Below are 21,942 nucleotides of genomic sequence, written 5' to 3'. Positions count from 1 at the left end.
CACATTCATTGTCAGATGAAGCTGAAATTAAAGAAAAACAGCCAGTTTTATTCTGGCTGTTTGATTTAGAGCGCTAAATAAAGGACGACAATGTGGCAAATCAGCAAAATATACACCGCGAATACAAATTGCCAATTGATCTTCCGCGCCCATGCAAACACCACCATCAAAACAGGCAGTATCACAATCCCCGCCAGCTTGTTAACTGTCAGATCCGGGCTGTTCGCTACATCATAATGAATCGGCATCTGCGTCGGCAGAAAAGGGTAAAATACAATTGAAAAGATGAATGCAGCAATTACTGCTCCCCACAGCACTTTTCCATTCGTCAATAGAAACATAGAACGACCATTCCCTTCTTATCACGTATTGCTTGAATGATATGACTGTTCTACGGTGAATTTCGTTCGGTCTCCCCGGGTAATAATTTGCGCATATTCCACCACTTCTTCATTTTTATCATAGGTAAGGGATTCTGATAAAAACGCAGGCGCTCCGACATTGGTTAATAAGTGGCCGCTGATCGTTTCATCCGTTAAAATTGGTTCGATCGATTCCGTGCCCCTGCTGATTTCAATATTGTATTTTGTCCTTAACAATTCAAACAGCGAGCCGGTGCATTCCTCCTGCGCCAGCCCCGGTGCCGCCTTCCAGGGAATATATGAGGTATGATACTGCAAAGGTTCCCCCTCGGCGTATCTGACTCGAACAAGCTTGTTGACAGGTTCATTCTCTTTCATTTTCAAAAGCTCGGCAATGGAGTGATCGGCAGGAATCACCACAAGCTCAAGCACTTTTGATTCAGAACGAAGGCCTCTCATTTGTTCTGCAAAGCTCGTAATCTTATGCGGAATCGGCGTTTGTATTTTTGCCGCCGATACAAATGTCCCTTTTCCTTGAATTCTTTTAATATATCCCTCAAGCTCTAGCTGCTGCAGAGCCAGTCTCACAGTTGTTCTGCTGACATCATATTGTTCGCAAAACTCACTCTCCGTCGGCAGCTGATCATTCGCCTGATATTTGCCCGATTTAATTAACTCAATGATTTTAAACTTAATAACAGAATATAAAGCTGTCATTTCATTCTCCCCATTCTGTATGCAATCCGTTCTTTTTCATTGAGACCATAATACCATTTGCCATCCCAATATGAAAGATTTGTATCCTTCTTTTATAACAAATTTTCAGAAATTAATATTGACAGTTTGATAAGGACGGTGCTAAATTCGTAATGACAAGTATCATAAATTGGTCATAACAAATATGATGATTGTCTATCTCTTTGAGGGGGTGTCACATGAAGATTCTGATCGCTGAGCACTACGCAGAACTCTGTAAGTTAAGCGCTGCCATTATTAAAGAACAAATACAAGCTAAGAAAGATGCCGTTCTCGGCCTGGCAACAGGAAGCACACCGGTCGGCTTGTATAAGCAGTTAATTTCAGACTATCAGGCAGGCGAAATTGATTTTTCAAAGGTTACTACATTTAATTTGGATGAATACGCTGGTCTCTCTCCATCTCATCCGCAAAGTTATAACCATTTTATGCATGAGCATCTTTTTCAGCATATCAATATGCAGCTTGATCTTATTCATATCCCGCAAGGAGACAATCCGCAGCTTGAGGCTCAATGTAAAGTATACGAAGATCTCATCTGCCAGGCGGGAGGCATTGATGTCCAGATTCTCGGCATCGGCGCCAATGGCCATATCGGTTTCAATGAACCGGGATCTGATTTTGAAGACCGGACACGTGTTGTGAAGCTCTCGGAAAGCACGATACAGGCAAATGCCAGATTCTTCGGCGGCGATCCGGTGCTGGTTCCGAGACTCGCGATTTCAATGGGCATTAAAACCATCATGGAATTCAGCAAACATATTGTGCTTTTAGCAAGCGGAGAGGAAAAAGCAGACGCCATTCAAAAGATGGCTGAAGGTCCTGTCACGACAGAAGTACCAGCCTCCATTCTTCAAAAACACAATCATGTAACCGTTATCGCCGATTATAAAGCAGCTCAAAAATTAAAGAGTGCACCATGCTCATAACACAATAAAAGGAGACTGTCATGTTTAAAAAGGCATTTCAAATTCTGCAGCAGCTTGGCCGCGCGTTGATGACTCCGGTTGCCGTCCTGCCGGCAGCAGGTCTTTTGCTCCGTTTCGGAGACAAGGATCTACTGAACATCCCTATTATAAAGGATGCGGGCGGCGTTGTATTCGATAATCTCCCGCTGATTTTCGCCGTGGGGGTCGCGATCGGATTAGCCGGCGGAGAAGGTGTAGCCGGACTTGCCGCTGTCATCGGATACTTAATTTTAACCGTCACCCTCGACAATATGGGAAAATTGCTCGGCCTTCAGCCTCCGTATGAAGGAGCCGAGCACCTGATTGATATGGGGGTTTTCGGAGGAATCATCATCGGGCTTCTCGCCGCCTATTTATATAAGCGATTTTCATCAATCGAGCTGCATCCGGTCCTTGGATTTTTCTCTGGAAAACGCTTTGTCCCGATTATTACTTCCGTCAGTTCATTGGTGATCGGCGTCATTTTCTCATTTGTTTGGCCGCTGATCCAAAACGGAATCAACGCAGCCAGCAGTTTAATCGCCGATTCAACGGTCGGACTGTTCTTTTATGCAACGATCTATCGTTTACTGATTCCTTTTGGCCTGCATCATATTTTTTATACACCTTTCTATTTTATGATGGGAGAATACACAGACCCATCAACAGGCAACACCGTAACCGGCGACCTGACAAGGTTTTTCGCGGGAGACCCGACAGCCGGGCGCTTTATGATGGGGGATTTCCCTTACATGATTTTCTGTCTGCCGGCAGTTGCTCTTGCCATTATCCATACCGCGCGTCCGGAAAAGAAAAAAATGATCTCTGGCGTGATGATTTCTGCGGCGCTCACATCTATGCTGACCGGAATTACAGAACCGGTTGAGTTTTCTTTCTTGTTCGTTGCGCCCGTGCTCTATTTGATTACCTCTATTCTTGCCGGCGTCATCTTTGTCGTTTGTGATTTATTCCATGTCCGCCACGGCTATACGTTCTCAGGCGGCGGAATTGACTACGTCTTGAACTACGGACTGTCTACAAACGGCTGGGTTGTCATTCCTGTCGGGATCGTGTTTGCTTTCATTTATTATTATTTGTTCCGATTTGCGATTCTGAAATGGAATTTGAAAACGCCCGGCCGTGAGACAGATGAAGACGGTCAGAAAGAGGAGAAAGCTCCAGTTGCAAAAGACCAGCTTGCCTTTCATGTGCTGCAGGCCTTGGGCGGACAGCAAAATATCGCTAACCTGGATGCGTGTATCACTAGGCTTCGTGTGACCGTTCATCAGCCAAGCCAAGTCAGCAAGGATGAATTAAAACGGCTTGGTGCAGTAGGTGTGCTGGAGGTCAACAACAACTTCCAGGCAATATTCGGAACCAAGTCCGATGCCTTAAAAGACGACATCAAAACAATCATGGCCGGAGGCGTCCCTGCCACCGCCGCCGCACTGGACACGGTAACTGACAAACCGCAGAAGCCGATTTCCGGTGAGACCTTTATTTATCCGATTAAAGGAGAAACTGTCTCTTTAAAAGATGTGCCTGATCAAGTCTTTTCAGAAAAAATGATGGGCGAGGGATTTGCGATTATACCATCAGAAGGAAAAGTCGTTGCACCTGCGGACGGCGAGATCGTCTCGATTTTTCCGACAAAACACGCCATCGGCTTTATGAGCGCCGGCGGCACTGAAATCCTGATTCATGTCGGCGTTGATACCGTCAAACTAAATGGGGAAGGCTTTGAAGCACATGTCACAAGCGGACAAGCGGTCAAACAAGGCGAACTGCTTCTCACCTTTGATCTCAATTACATCAAGCAGCATGCCGCTTCAGCCATAACACCGGTTATTTTCACAAATACCTCTGAAGAAGGTCTAAAGCACATTCAAATGAAGTAAAAAAGTCCCCCCTGCTGCGGGGGACTTTTTCGCCAACATAATGAAAGCGCTATCAAAATAAAATAACTTGAAAAAAGGTGTTTGCATTTGAATCACGAATGATATGAATATGCCTACATTCTATCGTTCTAAAGGGGGATTCATTTGAAAAAATTAATCGCGTTTCAAATTTTAATCGCTTTGGCTGTCGGCGCGGTGATCGGCCACTTTTTTCCTGATTTCGGGATGGCACTGAGGCCTGTCGGAGATGGATTTATCCGCCTGATTAAAATGATTGTTGTTCCGATTGTATTTTCTACCATTGTCATTGGAGCCGCAGGAAGCGGAAGCATGAAAAAAATGGGCAGCCTCGGCATCAAGACGATCATTTGGTTCGAAGTGATTACAACATTGGTATTAGGGCTTGGACTTTTATTAGCGAATGTCTTAAAACCAGGTGTCGGGCTTGACCTCTCCCATTTGGCAAAAAAAGATATTCATGAACTTTCCGGCTACACAGACAAAGTTGTTGATTTCAAGCAAATGATCCTGGATATTATCCCTACAAACATTATTGATGTCATGGCCAGAAATGATTTGCTTGCCGTTATTTTCTTCGCCATTTTATTTGGTGTCGCCGCAGCTGGTATCGGCAAAGCTTCTGAACCAGTAATGAAGTTTTTTGAATCTACAGCTCAGATTATGTTCAAGCTCACGCAAATCGTCATGGTCACTGCTCCTATCGGCGTGTTAGCCCTGATGGCTGCTTCTGTAGGCCAATATGGCATTGAACTCCTCCTCCCTATGTTTAAGCTGGTTGGCACCGTATTCCTTGGCCTGTTCCTGATCCTCTTTGTCCTCTTTCCGCTTGTCGGTCTCATCTTTCAGATTAAGTATTTCGAAGTATTGAAAATGATATGGGATCTGTTTTTAATTGCATTTTCCACCACAAGCACTGAAACCATTCTCCCTCAGCTGATGGATAGAATGGAGAAATACGGCTGTCCCAAACGAGTGGTATCATTTGTCGTTCCCTCCGGCTTGTCATTGAACTGTGACGGCTCCAGCTTATATTTATCGGTTTCTTGTATCTTTCTCGCACAGGCCTTTCAAGTAGACATGACATTGTCCCAGCAGCTGCTCATGATGCTTGTGCTTGTGATGACCAGTAAAGGCATTGCAGCTGTACCCTCAGGATCGCTTGTAGTTCTTCTGGCGACTGCCAATGCTGTAGGACTGCCGGCTGAAGGCGTTGCCATTATCGCGGGTGTTGACCGCGTCATGGACATGGCGAGAACAGGCGTGAACGTACCGGGACATGCGATCGCCTGTATCGTGGTATCAAAATGGGAAAAGGCCTTCCGCCAAAAAGAATGGGTTTCCGCAAACAGCCAAACTGAAAGCATATAGAAAAAAGAACACCTCAATCCGAGGTGTTCTTTTTATTATTCAGCAGCAGCGTGATCTTCTGTTTCAATCGCTGCCAGTCTTGCGTTTACTTCTTCTTCTGTCATATTATGCTCTTTCACATACAGGTTTCTTGGGTTCGTGCGGCATTCGTGGCTGCAGCTGCGCATATATTTATACTCATTTTCCGGTGTGCATATCAATTTTTTATTGCAAGATGGATTTGCGCAGTTCACATAACGCTCACACGGTTCTCCTGTAAAGTAGTCCTTGCCGACAATCACATGCTCAACACGGTTGACAGGCACGCTGATTCTTTCATCAAATACGTAGCACTGGCCGTCCCAAAGCTTGCCTTGCACCTCAGGATCTTTTCCGTATGTCACGATTCCGCCGTCAAGCTGTGCTACATCTTCAAAGCCTTGCTTCACCAGCCACCCTGAGAACTTTTCACAGCGTACGCCGCCTGTACAGTACGTTAAAATCTTTTTGCCTTCAAGCATATCTTTGTGTTCTTCAATCCATTCGGGTAATTCGCGGAAGGCTTCGATGTCAGGACGGACCGCACCTCTGAAATGGCCAAGGTCATACTCGTAATCGTTACGCGCGTCGATTACAATTGTGTTTGGATCCTGCATCTTCTCATAAAATTCTGCAGGCTTCAAATGCTGGCCTGTTGTTTCGTTCGGATCGACATCATCTTCAAGACGAAGCGTTACAAGCTCTTTTTTATGGCGGACGAAGATTTTTTTGAAGGCATGGCCTTCTGCTTCATCAATTTTAAATACCATGTCCGCAAAACGAGGATCAGCTTTCATTGTTTCCATATATTTTTCAGTCTGTTCAACCGTACCTGATACCGTACCGTTAATTCCTTCAGAAGAAACAAGGATACGGCCCAACAAACCAAGCTCCTTACAAAAAGCCAGATGCTGCTCTCTAAACGCCTCTGGATCTTCAATCGGAACATATTTATAGTAAAGTAATACTCTGTATTGTTTTTCCATGTTTTAAACACCCTGTTCAATTATAGTTAGTTGCTATGCACACTCTTACTATATCATACAGGAAAATGCCGCAAAGATGAACAGATCCGCCCAGACTGATAAAAATATCCAAGCTCTTACAAACCTAAGCGGCACAAGGGTTTCTCAATAACAAATAGTATTTTCCATTAACTTACTAATAAATGTAGTTGTCTGAAAACTATTTTTGTAGTTCCTCTTCAAAAGATAAATTTACCGGTTCATCTAAAAGTTCTCCCGGCATTTCAAGGTTTGTTGAAGGAACGCTCTCATCTACCTCTTCAAAAACAACATGATCCATCCACACCTGACCCGGCCCAGATAATTGAACGCCAAAAGATATCACAGCGCTATTTTCAGGGACATCTAAAACGATAGCATAATGATTCCAATTGGTTGTTCCGGTAATAGGTCTGTTGCTCATATTATCAAATTGGAGAACATCATCAGCAGCACTGTCAACCCGCATCCAAAGTGAGGCAAAATGCTGCACCCCCTTTGTTTTGATAAAACTTGATAGACGAAGCCTTTTTCCTAGATAGCGATCTGCTTTGAATTGCTGCATCATCGTCGCAAATTCACCGATATCCTGCACCATCGTTGACTTTAAATACCCTGAAGCTTTTCCCTGATGTACATTTTCCCGGTCAATCCCCATTTCGAATTGGAACGGATGGCTCCCGCTCAATACCCAGCCTTTCATTTTTTTCTCCATGTAAGATTCCTCCTTTTTTGAAGTAAAGCGTTTCATAAATGTTCGGTATGCTCCTGGCGGCATGTGATACATCTTTTTGAACGTCCTCGTAAATGCTTCTTGAGATTCAAACTGATAATACAAAGCAATATCGATAATACGATGATCTGTATAAAGCAAAGCTGCCGCCGCATTCGCAAGACGTCTTAACCGAATATAAGAAGCAACCGACATGCCGACTTCTTTTTGAAAAATCCGATGAAAATGGAATTTTGAAAAGCTTGAAACGTTAACAATATCCTCGTTTGATATTTGCTCATGTAAATGTGATTCAATCCAATTGATTGTTTTCTGGACAGCTTTTTCATAATACATTGCAAGCTCCAATCTCCTTTCTGTTTTAGAATAATGGATCACGGATTATATGTTTTGATTATTTTTGCGATATGTAAAAATCCCCTGTTTACCACAGGGGACACCGTTCACTTGATAATGACAGATGGCGTGATATGCTCCAGCCAAATGACACCATCATATTGTTCCTTAAGGATCATCTGCTCTTCTGTGAATCCCCAATAGAGTGCTGTGCGCGGGGTATACATCCACGAAGTGCCTTTCTTGTTTTTTGTATGGAGAAAATCAACAAAAACAGCCGGCCGGTCCGCAGCTTTCAGCAAAGCTTCAAGACTTCCAGACGGCGGCGGGCTTGTAACCGGCATAACCGTCTTATTATCAGAACTATCCAGACTTGCACCTGAGTAAGCATAAATGCCAATCGTATATGTTTGTTTTTTCAGCCGCTCCGGCAAATAATCACCCATGTTAGGGCCGTTTAGCTGTACCCAGTCCTTTATCATCTTCGTATTCTGTTTGCGCAGATGGTAATTGTGGCCCCAGACAATGATTTTCTTTTTCGGATAAAGGGTGTCAGCTACCCACTGAAATTGCTCAGCCATCATGCGGTCTCTCATAAAGAATGAAAAATCCTCAATATTCTCCGGATACTCCTCTAGTTTTTCTTTCATTTCTTCCAGCATATACGTTTCCATTACGTCAATTCTCAGCTGAAGAGAATGCATAAACATCTCATAAGCTTTCGGCTCTTTTGGAAGGTTATCTTTTAGCTCTGAAGCATGTGTTTTAGCGAACTTGATCAGCTTCTGATAGTTTTTCACAAGCTCTTGCTTCTTTTGCGTAAATTCATCAAACGTGTTGCTGTCTGTCACCAATGTCGAAAACTCATTTTCTGATTGGGAGAGCAACTCTGCTTTCTCAGGGTCCACCGCTTTTACCCATTGAGTCGCAGCATCATTGAATGAATTCTTCATGCTTTGAATATCAAAACCGGTAAGGATCAGCGGATCGCCTTTCTCTTTTTGCTCTTTCATGTAATCAAACAATTCAACGACATCTTCTGTGTGCCATACAGCGTAAATGGAGTTTTTCATCGTGCTTTTAGGGGTTAATTGGTCCATATTAAGGTAGGATGCATTTGTATCAGGAAAGCCGGACTCAAAGGCCAATACATCGTATCCCAGCTCTTCGTGGAGATATTTGATCATGCGGACCTTTGTGGCGTTGATTTCACCAGCGCCGTGTGTGGTTTCTCCTAACTGAACGATTCGTTTTCCCTTCAGCACCTTCTTCAGAAAGCGAAGGTCTTTGTTTGAAGCATTGGAAGCATCCAGCGGCTGTGCATGTCGTTCAATCCATGAATCCCAATATTTTTCTTCAGAAGCAGCACGGGCAGAGGCTGAAAAAGAAGAAAACGCCAGACAAACGATCAGCAGCGGCAGGGTCATTCTCACTATCATTCGTTTCAATTCTATCTCTCCTTTTCTGCTAGGTTCTCTAGTCATTACGAGATAGATATAGAAAAAGTTTCCTTTTCCTGCCAACAAAAAAAGCTTCTCTGTTGAAAGAAGCTTTAGCTGGATTCTCTCATCACCTGATGAAAGTAAAACCGATACGTATTTCGTAAAAATGTCTCAACCGGAAGCTGCACATCCGCTTGGTATTTGCTGATGATGAATGGAAACCGCTCAATTCCTTTTTCGCGCAAATTGTTCGCTTGCTCTTCATCTATTGCCTTCTCATGCAAAACTGTTTCAACGATCGGCCAGCATACTTCTCGCACTTGCCGCAGGACGGCTTCATCTCCGGTGTTCTGATAATCTGTAATCCAGCTGATGATTTGTTTCTCCATGAGTCTCACCTTTCTTCAAAAAAAGAGGCGCTGCGTTTATGCAAGCTCCTCTTTTTACTCTTCGTAACCTATCAGTTCTCCGACTTGAACTTCTTGGCCTTCTGTTAAATTGGCGGACGGCTGGAACGCGTCTTTTTCAAAAATCAAAATGACGGTTGACCCGAATGAAAAGTATCCCAGCTCCTCGCCGATCTCCAATTCAGCACGAGTATTCGTCTGCACGATAGAATTAATATTCATCGCGCCGACAGGAATCATCAAGACATTTCGGCTGCCGCTATTCAGCTCGTACACAAACCGGTAATTTTTCGACAGCACATCTTTCCCGTATTTTAAGCCTAGTTGATTTACCGGGTATGAGCGATTTCCGAGCTCGGCCAGCTTTTGATACCTGCAGCTGATCGGAGAATGGAAACGGTGATAATGCCTCGGGCTTAGATACAGCACGACGAAGTAACCGCCATTGTATTGATGGTCTGCGCTTTTACAGCCGGTCAGCTCAGCGAATGAGTAATCTTTCCCCTTCACCGTAAAGGTTTGATTCGGGTTGATGATTCCTACCGTCTGAACCACACCGTCAACAGGGCTGACCACCGCATGCGCCTCTTTTGATACAGGGCGCCGCTCCAGATTTATTTGTCGAATGAACAATTCGGACAGCGATCCGTAATCAGCAGCCGTACCGTCCACATCATCCCAATTCAGCCGAAAATGTTTTGAGAAAAGCGGAATGACCGGTTTGCTGATTTTTGACTCGCAAAATCCTTTAATCAGATAGGATGACAGACGATGATTCGTCAGCTCTATCAATGATCGATACAGAATCTTTACAGCCGTATTAAACATGAATAATCCCTATAACCCTTCCGATTGTAATAAAAACAAAGCACCATAAAAAGGCGCCGATTGCCGCAAACGCAACATACGTTTTCAGATCCATTTTGCCGATCCCCGAAAAGTAGCACGTCACATGTCTGACGCCGGGAATAAAATAACCTAAAATAAGAGAATATGGACCGTATTTCTTCATCCACTTCTCCACTTTCATCATTCTTTTTTCTTTTAAGCCGACCCACTTGCCGTACTTGTCGATAAACGGGCGTCCGGCTTTTCTGCCAATCATGTAGCTGATCAGCATACCTAACAAAGCCCCGATAAAACTGATCAATATCGAAAGCTCATAATTCAATACATCGGTATGCGTGAAATAGCCAACAACGGTCATCATCACTTCATCTGGAATCGGCAATCCTACAATTCCTAATACGAGCATCAAAAAAATAGCGAGATAACCGTAATCCGCTATGAGCTGCTGAACTAATTCCATCTCCCGGACTCCAGGTTTTCTGCCGCATGTTTTTTAAAATGAGGGAATTTTATTTTACTCACCATCAAATATGAAAGTCCGCAAGTGCCGATTGCCAGAAGGATCGGGTTATAGGTAAAGCTTAAAATAACGAGACACATGCCCGCAAACGGAATCGGCATACCGATAAATGTCGGGAGCTTGCTTTGTTCAATGTTAAATTTAGAGAGGCGAAGCATTCCGCAAATGCTGTACGTCAATGCGCATAAGATCCCGATAAATGGCAGGGTATACAACGCGACACTGTAAGCAAGCATAGAAGTGAGCCACCCCAAACGTAACCAGATCGGCAAACGAATCCAGTTCTTTCCCCATATCAGAAACGGCATTCAGCTTACGAGCAGCCATCCCGTCAAAGAAATCAAGGAACATGCCTGTAAAAATAAAAAGCACTGCTGAATGAATGTTGTGATATAGCAAGGAATGAATCGCCAGCAATCCGCAAATGAAGTTTCCTATCGTAATCATACAGGGGATGTAATTCACAGTGTAACCAAACCTCCAATTGTAAAACCATCTATATTATTTGACGATAGTGATCGAATAGCGTTACAGGAAAAATTTTTCTCCAATAAGCATGATAACATAGAATGCTCCAAAAAAAGCAGCATTCAAATTCTATTATTATACAACATTTGTTACCTTTTGAAAAATGAATGCCAATCTTTTCATGTTCCTTACTATTTTATCCCCCCGCATAAAAAGGACAAGACGCGTTGATTGACGTACTCTGGCTGCTCCAGAGATAACAGATGTCCGGCGTTCTTTACGATTTCAGCCTGAATTCCCGGCACCAATACCGAAGCCCGCTCAAAGGCCATTTGCTGATGGTACATGACCTCGTGCTCACCGAACATCAGAAGTACCGGGACTTGTATCGATTTCAATTCCTGGTCTGTGAACACGTACGGAAAGCCGTTTTCTGTCGGCTTCAGGCTCCTTTGTTCCTCCTGCCATTCCACGCCCGCCACAATTTGTCTTTGCAGTAAAGGATGCAGATCATAACTGTTGCCTGTGATCCACTTGATATATGATTCAGCTCCTCTTGCCCCTGTAAGCTCTGCAGCGTATTTATAGACATCCGGATGAAATGAAATAAACGCTTCAGCGGGACTCATAACAACCGCCCGCTCTACTCTTTCAGGCGCGCGGAGTAAGAAATTCACGATATGGAAGCCGCCAAGCGAAAGGCCGGCCAGGTGTGCCGTCTCAAGTCCAAGAGAATCAAAGACATCTTTCATCCATTCTGCAAAATCAGCTCTCGTTTCCATGACTGCTGATGGTATACTTTTATTTTTGTCTCCTATTATATCGACCGCATACGTACGAAATTGACGGCTCAACGCCGCGATATTCGGATACCACATCGCAGAGCTGAAAAGGCCCCCGTGAAGCAAAATGAGCGAAGGTGCGTCCTTTGGCCCACTTGCAATAATATGTGTTTTTCCAAAACGAGTAGAAACATAGAATGCTTCCGACTCAATCGGCCACAAAGAAAGGCTTTGATCATATGCCTGGTAAAAGCGCAGACCACTTTCAACCGCGGCAAACTGCATTGAATCTTGTATCATCTTCTTCTTTTTCCTCCGGGTTTGATTAATATAAAATAAGGGATAGCGCCCCTTTTGTCTCGTAAGAAAAAATACCTATTTCTTATTATCTCACATAATAAATTTCCAGTATATAGTTTGGTTTCCTGCAATAAATAAAAAAAGGCAGTTCCCTTAAAATCAAGGAAACTGCTATTCTTTGAAGACTAACGGAATGGCATGATCTTTCTTATCCTCTGTTAACGAGATGTGATGGGTTACTGATATTTCACCCTTCGTCAACGCGACTGAGTAATCGCCTTTTCTGCCGGTATCCCATTTGATATCTCCGTTTTTGTCTGTTTTACCGAGTATCTCGCCAATCTCTGTACTCGGCTCCTCATCTGAAGAGGGCGCTTTGACAATCGTCACTTGAACCCCTTCGACCGGCAGCCCCTTAGCATCCTCCACATGAAGAGTGACAGGAATAGTCGTTTCTTTTTGAGAAGAATGCGTCTGCGAACTGCATCCGCATAAAAACAAAATAGACATGAATATGGCTAGTTTGCTGTATTTATTGATTTGCCCAATATTGAATATTGTTGAATACATCGTTCGTCACCCTTGTTCCCAAGTTATATGACGATCCTCCGTTCGTGTGAATGGCAATAGCTGTCTGCCCTGTATCACTGTAGTTTCGATAAACAGGCGAGCCGCTTTGGCAGCCGTACGTATCGGTTGTATAGGTCAGCTTATACGTTTCAGCGGAGCGTATCGGCTTTGTATCAGACCACATCGTGCCAAAGGTTTTGTCACACGGGAATCCTGTCACTGACGAGGAAAGGCCCACGGGACTGCTGCTGTTTGTAGTCCGGTAGCCGTACCAGCCAACCGTGTTTCCAGGAGAACCGTTTAATTTAATAGCTCCGTAATCATAATTGGTGTCTTTGCTTTCCGTCCATCCTTTGACGGAGTAAAACATCGTGCCTGAATAAGTACCGTACGGATAGGAAGAACCATTGCGGCCCGGCGCGGCGGTTATCGTCGAAGCCCATCCATGATCCTGGCTGTACACACAATGTCCAGCCGTGACGACTGTATTTGGATTGACTAAAAATCCGGTACATCCATAAGTGCTTGAAGTGTTGGGATACTTGATTGACAGTTGAACGGTTGCTCTATATGGAAAAGATGTCGTGCTGGAGATTCTGGTGCGTTCATCAGTTCCGATAATGCTCGAAGGCTGTAAGGTTTGAATGTTTTTCTCCAGTTCCGTTTGGCCGCCGTATAACGATTTACTTGTTTTTCCGGTTCCCTCATAAGGGGCAGAAACCTGTTCTGCTTTTGACGTTTGGTTTTTCGTGGCATCAGCTTCTTTACCGGTATTCGATACAGAAGTTTGCGGGTTCTCTGCCGCTTTTGCCGGTACGCCAAAAGATACCGCTGCTGCCAAAGCCAAACACAAAACCGTTAAGTAAGCGAACCATTGTTTTCTGAATCTTGGAACTAATTTCATTTTGTCATCTCCCTCCTTTAGTGTCAACCACCCGTATTGATGGAAGACTTTTACATTATAATCAGGTTTCTGATTCTTATGATAAAACTTTTACGGAGAAAGAAAAAAACAGGCCTTGTACCATGACAAGGCCTGCTCAAACTCTATTTTATCGTTAGCTGGTCCAACGCTTTCTTTGCATTCTCTCTTGCCGTTTCAACTGAATCAGCAGCAGAGAGCGCAACTGCCATACGACGTCCGGCTTTCGTTATCGGCTTTCCAAAGACGCGCACTTGAGTCTTTGGGACTGCCAGTGCGTTTTCCAATCCTTCAACAGTGTAATCCGCTAATTCTTCCGGCGCTTTGAGGGGCCTGCTGGCGCCAGGAGAAAGCTGTGTGATTTCTGTAATCGGAAAGCCTAGAATCGCCCGGACATGCAGTGCAAATTCTGACAAATTTTGCGTCACCAGCGTGACAAGGCCTGTATCATGCGGACGGGGAGATACCTCACTGAAATATACCCTATCTTTCGCAAGGAACAGCTCAACACCAAACAGGCCGTATCCGCCAAGCTCATCCGTGATCGTTTTCGCAATATGCTTCGCTTCTTCTATTTGCTGCTCTGTCATATCATGCGGCTGCCATGATTCGATATAATCCCCGTCCTTTTGCACATGACCGATCGGCTCGCAAAATGCCGTACCGTTAACCGCACGTACGGTTAAAAGTGTAATTTCTGATTCGAATGGGATAAACTCCTCAACGATTACGCGGCCGTTTTTCACCCGTCCGCCTTCCATCGCCGTCTCCCAGCAGCTCTCTAAATCCGCTTCAGAGCGGCAGATACTTTGGCCTTTTCCAGAAGAACTCATCAATGGTTTAACGACACAAGGAAAACCGATCTGTGCTGCCGCTTGTATAAATTCATCATATGTATTCGCAAATTCATAGCCAGCCGTCGCAAGTCCGAGCGTTTCCGCCGCAAGCCGTCTAATGCCTTCCCGATCCATCGTCAGCTTGGCCGCACGGGCATTCGGGATGACGTGAAATCCTTCCTCTTCAAGCTTCAGCAATTCATCCGTCGCGATCGCCTCCACCTCAGGCACAATCAAATCCGGCTTTTCTTTCTCAATGATGGCTCTGATCTGCTCGTGGTCCAGCATATCAACGACATAGCTATTATGCGCAACCTGCATCGCCGGAGCATGCTCGTAACTGTCAACTGCCACCGTCTGTACCCCAAGACGCTGGGCTTCAATCACTACCTCTTTACCTAATTCACCTGAACCTAACAATAAAACCTTCTTTGATTGATACATCTTTGCCCCTCCTATCTGTTCCAAACCATTATAACTGAAATATTTGAAAAATAAATTTTTATTAAAAAAGATAAAATTATTATTGAGGGTTAAAATCTTTTAAATTCTTAAACGAAAGCAGACCAATAACGGTCTGCTTTCTCTATTCCTAAACAGCAACATCATACAAGAAATCCCCCTAAATCATGCTACACTTAATCCAAGACCACCACACCGACAGGAGGCATCCCATGCAAAACGAAACCCGCACACTGCAGCTTGACCCACACCTTCATATAGAAGCCTACCGTTTCAAGGGAATTATGCAAAAGTTCCCGAACCACTTTCACGATTATTATGTGATTGGATTTATTGAAAAAGGGCAACGGTATCTGGCCTGTCAGGATCAAGAATATATCATCAATCCTGGTGATCTTCTCCTCTTTAACCCCCGTGACACGCATAGCTGTGAACAGATTGACGGCCGGACGCTTGATTATCGGTGTATCAATGTCATGCCGGATATCATGGAGAAGGCGGTGAAAGAGATTACTGGCGCCGGGCATCTCCCTTATTTCTCCCAGCATGTGTTATTCCGCCATGAGCTGACAGCCAGCCTGCAGGAATTGCATATTTTGATATCCGAGGAAAAACAAGCTTTGCGTAAGGAGGAGCTGTTTCTTCATCTATTAGAGGAGCTGATCCGCCATTATTCAGATGTCACGTTCCTTAGCAGCGTTCCAGAACCATCAGACGAAGTCAAAATGGTTTGTGAATTTTTAGAAGAGCATTATGCAGAAAATGTCACGCTCAATGATTTGAGTGAATTAACAGGCTGGAGCAAGTATCATTTATTGCGTTCATTTACAAAACAAAAAGGCATTACCCCTAATAGCTACATGGAAACAATCCGAATTAATCAAGCGAAAAAACTCCTTGAACAAGGGGTAAGGCCGATTGATGCGGCTTTTCAGACAGGATTCAGCGATCAGAGCCATATGACGAAGTTTTTTAAACGGCAGGTGGGGCTGACGCCGAAGCAATACATGAAGATTTTTGAAAAGGAGCTTCACAGATGAACATACAAAGAGAAACTGCGGGGCATATCGCAGCCATTGTGACCATTCTGATTTGGGGGACGACCTTTATTTCGACAAAAGTTCTGCTGGCTGACTTCTCTCCAATGGAAATATTATTTTATCGGTTTTTGATGGGCTTTATCGCTCTTATCCTCGTCCGTCCCAACATGATTCCTTTCAGGAATTGGCGACAGGAGCTGTTATTTGCCGGGGCTGGTTTATTTGGCGTAACCTTATACTTTCTATTAGAAAATATAGCTCTCACCTATACATACGCATCCAATGTCGGCATGATCGTGTCCATTATTCCGATGATCACTGCGGTTTTGGCCCATTTTCTGCTTGAAGGCGAAAAACTGCGGCTGACTTTTTTCATTGGATTTGGCTCAGCACTGATCGGGCTTTTATTGATTACGTTCAACGGCAATATCGTACTGCGTCTAAATCCGCTCGGAGACATCATGGCTGCCGGGGCTGCTCTCGTGTTTGGCGGATACTCGATATTCATGAAAAAATTAAGCGCTTACGAACACCACATCATCGAGCTGACACAGAGAGTATTTTTGTATGGTTTATTGTTTATGGTTCCCGCTTTATTTTTGTTCGACTTCCATTTTGACCTAAGCCGATTTTCATCAGCTTCAAATATACTCAACATGCTTTTCTTAGGGATTGGCGCTTCGGCCCTGTGCTTCGCCACTTGGAATTACTCAGTCGGCGTGCTCGGAGCCGTCAAATCCAGTGCGTATATATACATGGTCCCGGTTATCACAATCGCCGCTTCCGTCCTGATCCTGCATGAAAACATGACATGGATCGCTCTTCTAGGAGGCGCCCTTACGCTTTTAGGCCTCTACATCTCGGAGATGAAACCGAAAACGAAGCTGATGGAGAACGGATGTAAAATGGATGCTTAACGGCATCCATTTTTTTATTTTGTCCTACGTTTGCCACCTATAAATGAACGCAATCTAACAAAGGAGGAATCGAAATGGTTGATGAAATGGTCTTAATCACACAGCAATGGCTGAACGATACGTACAGCGGCAAACATGGGTATAACCCTGTAGAAGAAAGCGGGAAAACTGGGTGGGATACGATCTACGGTCTGACTCGGGCGCTTCAAATTGAATTGGGTATTTCAGAGCCAGCCGATAACTTCGGGCCGACAACACAGCGCTTATTTAAACCTCTTAAACGCCAAGCTCCAGATTCAAAACCAAGCAACATGAATTATATTTTACAGGGTGCTTTATGGTGCAAAGGCTTTAATCCCGGCGGTTTTACAGGCGTCTTTTACGAAAAAACAGAAAATGCGGTGAAAGAATTTCAAAAAGCTGCCGGACTGACAACACAGGATGGGATTGTCACCACGTTAATTATGAAAGCCTTATTAGACATGAGCGCTTTTAAGCTAGTGTCTGGGGGTGATTCAAGAATTCGCCAGATTCAACAAAACTTAAATCGGGACTACAATGACTATATCGGGTTAATGCCTTGTGACGGACTGTATGGCCGCGATACAAACAAAGCTCTTATTTATGCCCTGCAAAAAGAAGAAGGCATGAGCACAAGTGTTGCCAATGGATTTTTCGGAAACGGCACCACAAGTTTATGCCCTACTTTAACTCCCGGCGATTCAAGAACAGGATTTGTCTTAATTGTTCAGTACGCCCTTTATTGTAACGGAAAATCGTTCGATCCTGGTGAGTTTGACGGCAAATATGGTGTGGGTGTTGTTTCAGCTGTTAAAGCATTTCAAGAGTTCATGTGCCTACCGCAAACAGGTTATGCAGATATGCCAACCATTAAAGCTTTATTATCAAGCTCTGGAGACACAACTCGCGCCGCTTCTGCTTGTGACACTGCTACAATTATAACCGCAGAAAAAGCTCAAACACTGCGGAATAACGGTTATAAAACGGTTGGCAGATATTTGACCGGAAATGTGCGGACAAGCAGCGGCCTCACATCAAAAGCCCTGACATCTAAAGAGCTTGCAGTTATTCTCGATGCCGGATTGAAGGTTTTCCCAATTTATCAAGACGGCGGCTATGAATCTTCTTATTTTGTCAAAGACCAAGGCACAAGAGATGCATATAGTGCCGCTTCTGCTGCTAGAAGATTAGGTTTTCCGTCAGGCACGACCATTTATTTCGCTGTCGATTTTGATGCATACGATTATGAAGTGACCGATAAAATCATTCCTTATTTCCAAGAGATTAAGTCAGCATTTACAAAAATGCAGACATTTTCAACCGCACCTAAGTATGAAATAGGGGTTTACGGACCAAGAAACATTTGTATCCGTACATCAGAAGCAGGCCTGACAAAGTATAGTTTTGTGGCAAATATGTCAACAGGATTTAGTGGCAATCTCGGCTATCCGATGCCAAACAACTGGGCCTTTGATCAATTTTATGAAGGAACCATCGGAAGCGGTTCTGGAAGCATCGGGATTGATAAAGACGGATTTTCAGGAAGAGACTCAGGTGCAAGCAATGTAAATCCGCCGTCTGATCCGGTATATGATGCAAGGCTGCGTACACTGACAGACATTTTATCTACCATTCCGGCTTTAGAAAATCTAACAAGTTTGGCAAACGCAATGTTTGAATTTGATACGACAGAAACCATTTTCACATCACCTGAATTGGATATTATTCTATCAACTTCACTTCTGGCAACCATACCAAGTGAAGGTTCACCAAACACAATTACCATTATAAATGGTAAACCAGGTGCCTATATCACGGGTTTATTGGGCGACACTCAAACGTCTCTCACTGCGTCACAAATCGACTCTTATCAAAACCTTTTAAATAGTCTCAGCTTATCAGTACGCAACGGTTATTTGGAGATTTATGTAAATCCAACAGCTGAATCTTTAAATATTCAATTTAAAATTTATACACCTGATATTCCAGTAGGTGACATTGCCACAACTGGACTTACGACTACGATTACGTTTAAAATAAAACAGAAGCACTTTACTTTACCAGATACTGAGGAAGTATACTCACCAGATTGGGAATCTACTCTCACTCATATTACATTTGGAGTTGCTGCTGTATTAGGAATTGCTGCCTTGCTAACAGCTATACCTGAAACCTTAGCAGTAGGTGGAGCTGTAGCTTTTATAAGTGCGTTTTTAGCTTTATTCCCTTCTGCAAATAAATAATATATCAGCACTGCATGGGTCTATGGATCTATATCATTCCTCATGTAGTGCTTTACTTTTAAGGAGGATACTGGATGACTCTAAATCAACAAACATTTAAAGAAACCGTAAAAATAGCCGAAACTATTAAACAGTACAAGGAAAATGATAAAGAAATCCTGACTTTTCTAACCAAGCAGAATTCTATCATGCTGAATCAACTAAAAGTATTCTTTAGTGAGCCTCAGCTAACTCTTATACATAGTATAAAAACAGTAATCTACGGTACATTAGTTACTCTATTTTTATATTTTACAACTAATGAATTACCCCATGCAGGGAGTTTACTTGCTAGATTATTTTTTGTTGTTGTCGGGTTTATCTGGCTTGCCTCTTGTTTTAAAAACGCAAAAGCCATTCAAGTCTCCCAAAACTTCAAACAAAAATCCGAAAACGCCCGCATAGTCGGTATGATCGACTTCGTATTAGAACAAAAATACAAAAAAAGCATCTCTGAATAATCCCACATCAGAGATGCTTTCCCTTTGTCCTCATCACTTGTCTACCACAGCCGCACTGTCACGCGTAACCGCAGCTGGCTCCCTCAGCATCACATTCATTACGCTCGCAAGCACGAGCATTCCAATCGACAAATAAAAAGCCAGTGTATACTCACCCGTTACCGTATAGATGACGCCGGGCACATACGCACCTAGTGCCGATCCGATCTGATGGGCGAGTGACAGCCAGCCAATCATGAGGCCGATCGAGTAGTTTTGAAAGTACTGGGTGGCGAGCATTTGAGTCGGTGCTACCGTTGCAAAGTCCACTAATCCAAACAGAATCGCAAAGGCTAAAAGCAAGTAGGGCTCGTGACTGTAAATAAGAATCACGATCGACAGCGCCCGCACCGCATATAAAAAGCACAGGATTTTCCGGCTGCTCCACCGATCCGCTACAATTCCGGACAGCAAGATGCCAGCAATATTAAAGCCTGCCAGCAGACTGACAGCAGCACTCGTGACTGTCGTTGAAAAGCCATGATCATGAGAAAACGGAATCAAATGGGTATCCATCAGCCCCACGGTCGTAAATCCACAGATCAAAAACGGAAAAATCAAGAACCAGAATTGCCTCATACGAAACATCCCGGCCACTGAAAGAGCTGTTGTTTTGGGTGCTGTTTCTTTTTCTGATGCAGCCAGTCCGCCTATCGGCTCTGTATTCTTTTCTGAAGGATTGTTCCGCAGCATCAGCAGCGCAGCCGGAAAGACAATCACGATTAACAGCAGTCCCAACACCACAACCGTCAGCTTCCAGCTAAACCAATGGATCAACATGAGTGAGCCGGGAACGAGAAGCATTTGCCCCGCGCCAAAGCCTGCTTCCATGATCCCAAAGGCTAGTCCCCGCTTTTTGCTGAACCAATTGACGACCAATACACTTGCCGCCACATTCGATGCTCCGCCCACTCCAAGTGAGACACCCAGCCCATAAAGCAGAAACAGCTGCCAAGGTGAAGTCACAAGGTATGTTAAGAAAATGCTGACTCCTGTCAGTAACGCACTCCATGCCAAAACAGCCCGGGCACCCCATTTGTCCACAAGCCGCCCGATCACAGGCTGTGATATGCCATAAACAATAAAACTCATCGTCGAAATCAGCGAGATGGTGCTTCTATCCATTGAAAATTGCCGTTCCCACGGCTCCACAAACGCACCAAACGACAGCCGCACCCCCTGAACCGCCAATAAGATCAAAAAGGTGACGGAGACGATGATCCAAGCATAATGCAGTCTTTTCATGACAGCTCCAAATCCCACCGTTCTTCTGTCAGCTGCTGTCCCCATAATGGCGCTTCTTGTTTTACTTCACTTATCCTGAATCCAAATTTTTTATAGAGCGGACGAGCCTCAGCCATGGTGCTCACCGTCCAAAGGAAAATGCGGTCAAACTTCATGTCTTGGCAGTATGCAACCAGATGCTCCAGCAATTGCGTGCCGAGCCCCCTGCCCCGAAAATCCGCATCAACCAGAAACCATCTGAGCTGGACTGTCTTTGCATCATGCTTGACCAACCCGACAGAGCCGGCAAATTTCCCGCCGCTTTCCGCAATCCATATTTTTTCGATGTCAGCGTCAAATGTCTCCTGAAGATAAGCTAAAAACGTGTCATCCCAACCGTGAGCCTCCGCGTAAAATTGTCTTTGTTTCTCAATAAGGAGTTGAAGATCCTCCGAAAGAAAATAATCTCTAATCGATATCTCTGATGTTCTGGCAGAAAGCGACTGTGAAAGGATTGCTTCAATCTCTGCCATCGCCTCGGCAAGCTTGTGCTGCTCCTTTTGGTTGATTTCCTTCAGCATCAGTTCTACTTGTTCGTTGGCTTTCTCCTCCAGCTTTTTATAAATCATTTTTCCTGTTTCTGTGACAAAAATATAATGGTGGCGGGCGTCATCTTTGCTCCTCTGTTTATAGATCAAATCTTCTTTTTCAAACTGCTTCACAATCCTGCTGACATATCCCCTGTCAAGCCCCAGCTTATCCTGAAGAGCTTTTGCCGTACAATTAGGCGTATTATAAATCTCAAATAAAATCCGTGTTTCTGTTAAGGAAAACGGGCTGTCGTAAATGTGCTCATTAAGGAAACCAAGGACGTTTGTATAAAATCGATTGAACTTTCTGAATTTTAACCCGACAGATGATTCTCTTGTTTTCAAATCAATCCCCACTTTCTAATAT

At 44.0% G+C, this 21,942-nt stretch carries 21 protein-coding genes and 1 pseudogene; 7 read left to right on the top strand and 15 right to left on the bottom strand.

What is annotated here, in order from left to right:
* Positions 1-65 precede the first annotated feature (65 nt).
* Both AC0OMA_RS01445 and gamR read right to left on the bottom strand, forming a co-directional pair.
* Positions 66-341 carry a DUF1648 domain-containing protein gene (locus AC0OMA_RS01445; RefSeq protein WP_015382652.1) on the bottom strand — a complete coding sequence of 92 codons (276 nt, stop codon included), beginning with the start codon at positions 339-341 and terminating at the stop codon, positions 66-68.
* Positions 342-362: 21 nt separating this feature from the next.
* Positions 363-1,079, bottom strand: a complete 717-nt coding sequence (gene gamR / locus AC0OMA_RS01440; RefSeq protein ID WP_015382651.1) for a transcriptional regulator GamR — start codon at positions 1,077-1,079, stop codon at positions 363-365.
* Between the two features lie 218 nt (positions 1,080-1,297).
* Between gamR and nagB the strand changes: the two genes are divergently transcribed.
* The 3 genes from nagB to gltP all read left to right on the top strand — a co-directional run bounded on the left by nagB (position 1,298) and on the right by gltP (position 5,352).
* Positions 1,298-2,047: a glucosamine-6-phosphate deaminase gene (nagB, locus tag AC0OMA_RS01435; protein WP_474221831.1), complete on the top strand. Its 750-nt coding sequence runs from the start codon at positions 1,298-1,300 to the stop codon at positions 2,045-2,047.
* 20 nt (positions 2,048-2,067) lie between these two features.
* Positions 2,068-3,963, top strand: coding sequence for a glucose-specific PTS transporter subunit IIBC (gene ptsG / locus AC0OMA_RS01430; RefSeq protein ID WP_474221830.1), 1,896 nt, complete (start codon positions 2,068-2,070; stop codon positions 3,961-3,963).
* A 144-nt stretch (positions 3,964-4,107) separates the two neighbouring features.
* Positions 4,108-5,352: a glutamate-aspartate/proton symporter GltP gene (gene gltP / locus AC0OMA_RS01425; protein WP_003234847.1), complete on the top strand. Its 1,245-nt coding sequence runs from the start codon at positions 4,108-4,110 to the stop codon at positions 5,350-5,352.
* Positions 5,353-5,387: 35 nt separating this feature from the next.
* On the opposite strand, the gene trhO is transcribed toward gltP, so the two are convergent.
* The 11 genes and pseudogenes from trhO to purT form a co-directional block, all read right to left on the bottom strand.
* Positions 5,388-6,356 (bottom strand): oxygen-dependent tRNA uridine(34) hydroxylase TrhO, encoded by a 969-nt coding sequence (gene trhO, locus AC0OMA_RS01420; RefSeq protein WP_015382648.1) that lies wholly within the window; start codon positions 6,354-6,356, stop codon positions 5,388-5,390.
* Between the two features lie 199 nt (positions 6,357-6,555).
* A complete protein-coding gene (locus AC0OMA_RS01415) occupies positions 6,556-7,443 on the bottom strand; it encodes a helix-turn-helix transcriptional regulator (RefSeq protein WP_003246240.1) in 888 nt (295 codons plus the stop codon).
* A 107-nt stretch (positions 7,444-7,550) separates the two neighbouring features.
* Positions 7,551-8,891 carry an erythromycin esterase family protein gene (locus AC0OMA_RS01410; RefSeq protein WP_047182012.1) on the bottom strand — a complete coding sequence of 447 codons (1,341 nt, stop codon included), beginning with the start codon at positions 8,889-8,891 and terminating at the stop codon, positions 7,551-7,553.
* A 104-nt stretch (positions 8,892-8,995) separates the two neighbouring features.
* On the bottom strand, positions 8,996-9,274 hold the full coding sequence (locus tag AC0OMA_RS01405; RefSeq protein WP_047182011.1) for a hypothetical protein: 279 nt from the start codon (positions 9,272-9,274) through the stop codon (positions 8,996-8,998).
* A gap of 54 nt (positions 9,275-9,328) precedes the next feature.
* The gene (locus AC0OMA_RS01400; protein ID WP_014475662.1) at positions 9,329-10,120 is read right to left on the bottom strand and encodes a phosphatidylserine decarboxylase; all 792 of its coding nucleotides are present in this window, start codon (positions 10,118-10,120) and stop codon (positions 9,329-9,331) included.
* A complete protein-coding gene (locus AC0OMA_RS01395) occupies positions 10,113-10,601 on the bottom strand; it encodes a DedA family protein (protein WP_309529907.1) in 489 nt (162 codons plus the stop codon). Before AC0OMA_RS01395 ends, AC0OMA_RS01400 begins: the two co-directional genes overlap by 8 nt.
* Positions 10,592-11,126: pseudogene (pssA, locus tag AC0OMA_RS01390) on the bottom strand (CDP-diacylglycerol--serine O-phosphatidyltransferase). Before pssA ends, AC0OMA_RS01395 begins: the two are co-directional and overlap by 10 nt.
* A gap of 194 nt (positions 11,127-11,320) precedes the next feature.
* Positions 11,321-12,211, bottom strand: coding sequence for an enantioselective carboxylesterase CesB (gene cesB / locus AC0OMA_RS01385; RefSeq protein ID WP_474221829.1), 891 nt, complete (start codon positions 12,209-12,211; stop codon positions 11,321-11,323).
* A 171-nt stretch (positions 12,212-12,382) separates the two neighbouring features.
* Positions 12,383-12,781: a YbfJ family protein gene (locus AC0OMA_RS01380; protein ID WP_015482736.1), complete on the bottom strand. Its 399-nt coding sequence runs from the start codon at positions 12,779-12,781 to the stop codon at positions 12,383-12,385.
* Positions 12,744-13,685, bottom strand: coding sequence for an extracellular metalloprotease Mpr (mpr, locus tag AC0OMA_RS01375; RefSeq protein WP_015252930.1), 942 nt, complete (start codon positions 13,683-13,685; stop codon positions 12,744-12,746). Before mpr ends, AC0OMA_RS01380 begins: the two co-directional genes overlap by 38 nt.
* Positions 13,686-13,828: 143 nt before the next feature.
* Entirely contained in the window at positions 13,829-14,998 is a 1,170-nt protein-coding gene (gene purT / locus AC0OMA_RS01370; RefSeq protein WP_284692428.1) for a phosphoribosylglycinamide formyltransferase 2, read from the bottom strand.
* 215 nt (positions 14,999-15,213) lie between these two features.
* On the opposite strand from purT, the gene AC0OMA_RS01365 reads away from it, so the two are divergent.
* From AC0OMA_RS01365 to AC0OMA_RS01350, 4 genes are all read left to right on the top strand, one after another.
* The gene (locus tag AC0OMA_RS01365; RefSeq protein WP_015382640.1) at positions 15,214-16,041 is read left to right on the top strand and encodes an AraC family ligand binding domain-containing protein; all 828 of its coding nucleotides are present in this window, start codon (positions 15,214-15,216) and stop codon (positions 16,039-16,041) included.
* Positions 16,038-16,958, top strand: a complete 921-nt coding sequence (locus tag AC0OMA_RS01360; RefSeq protein ID WP_474221828.1) for a DMT family transporter — start codon at positions 16,038-16,040, stop codon at positions 16,956-16,958. Before AC0OMA_RS01365 ends, AC0OMA_RS01360 begins: the two co-directional genes overlap by 4 nt.
* Positions 16,959-17,032: 74 nt before the next feature.
* Positions 17,033-19,222 carry a glycoside hydrolase domain-containing protein gene (locus tag AC0OMA_RS01355; protein WP_474221827.1) on the top strand — a complete coding sequence of 730 codons (2,190 nt, stop codon included), beginning with the start codon at positions 17,033-17,035 and terminating at the stop codon, positions 19,220-19,222.
* A gap of 74 nt (positions 19,223-19,296) precedes the next feature.
* The gene (locus AC0OMA_RS01350) at positions 19,297-19,722 is read left to right on the top strand and encodes a hypothetical protein (protein ID WP_335388817.1); all 426 of its coding nucleotides are present in this window, start codon (positions 19,297-19,299) and stop codon (positions 19,720-19,722) included.
* A gap of 33 nt (positions 19,723-19,755) precedes the next feature.
* Here AC0OMA_RS01350 and AC0OMA_RS01345 read toward each other — a convergent pair whose 3' ends face one another.
* The gene (locus tag AC0OMA_RS01345) at positions 19,756-21,006 is read right to left on the bottom strand and encodes an MFS transporter (protein WP_047183523.1); all 1,251 of its coding nucleotides are present in this window, start codon (positions 21,004-21,006) and stop codon (positions 19,756-19,758) included.
* A complete protein-coding gene (locus AC0OMA_RS01340) occupies positions 21,003-21,920 on the bottom strand; it encodes a bifunctional helix-turn-helix transcriptional regulator/GNAT family N-acetyltransferase (RefSeq protein WP_367148136.1) in 918 nt (305 codons plus the stop codon). Before AC0OMA_RS01340 ends, AC0OMA_RS01345 begins: the two co-directional genes overlap by 4 nt.
* Positions 21,921-21,942: the final 22 nt, after the last annotated feature.

It is taken from the genome of Bacillus sp. AMCV2, assembly GCF_056033925.1.
Note: the sequence above shows the minus strand (reverse complement) of the source record. Positions and strands in the feature narration are given on the sequence as shown.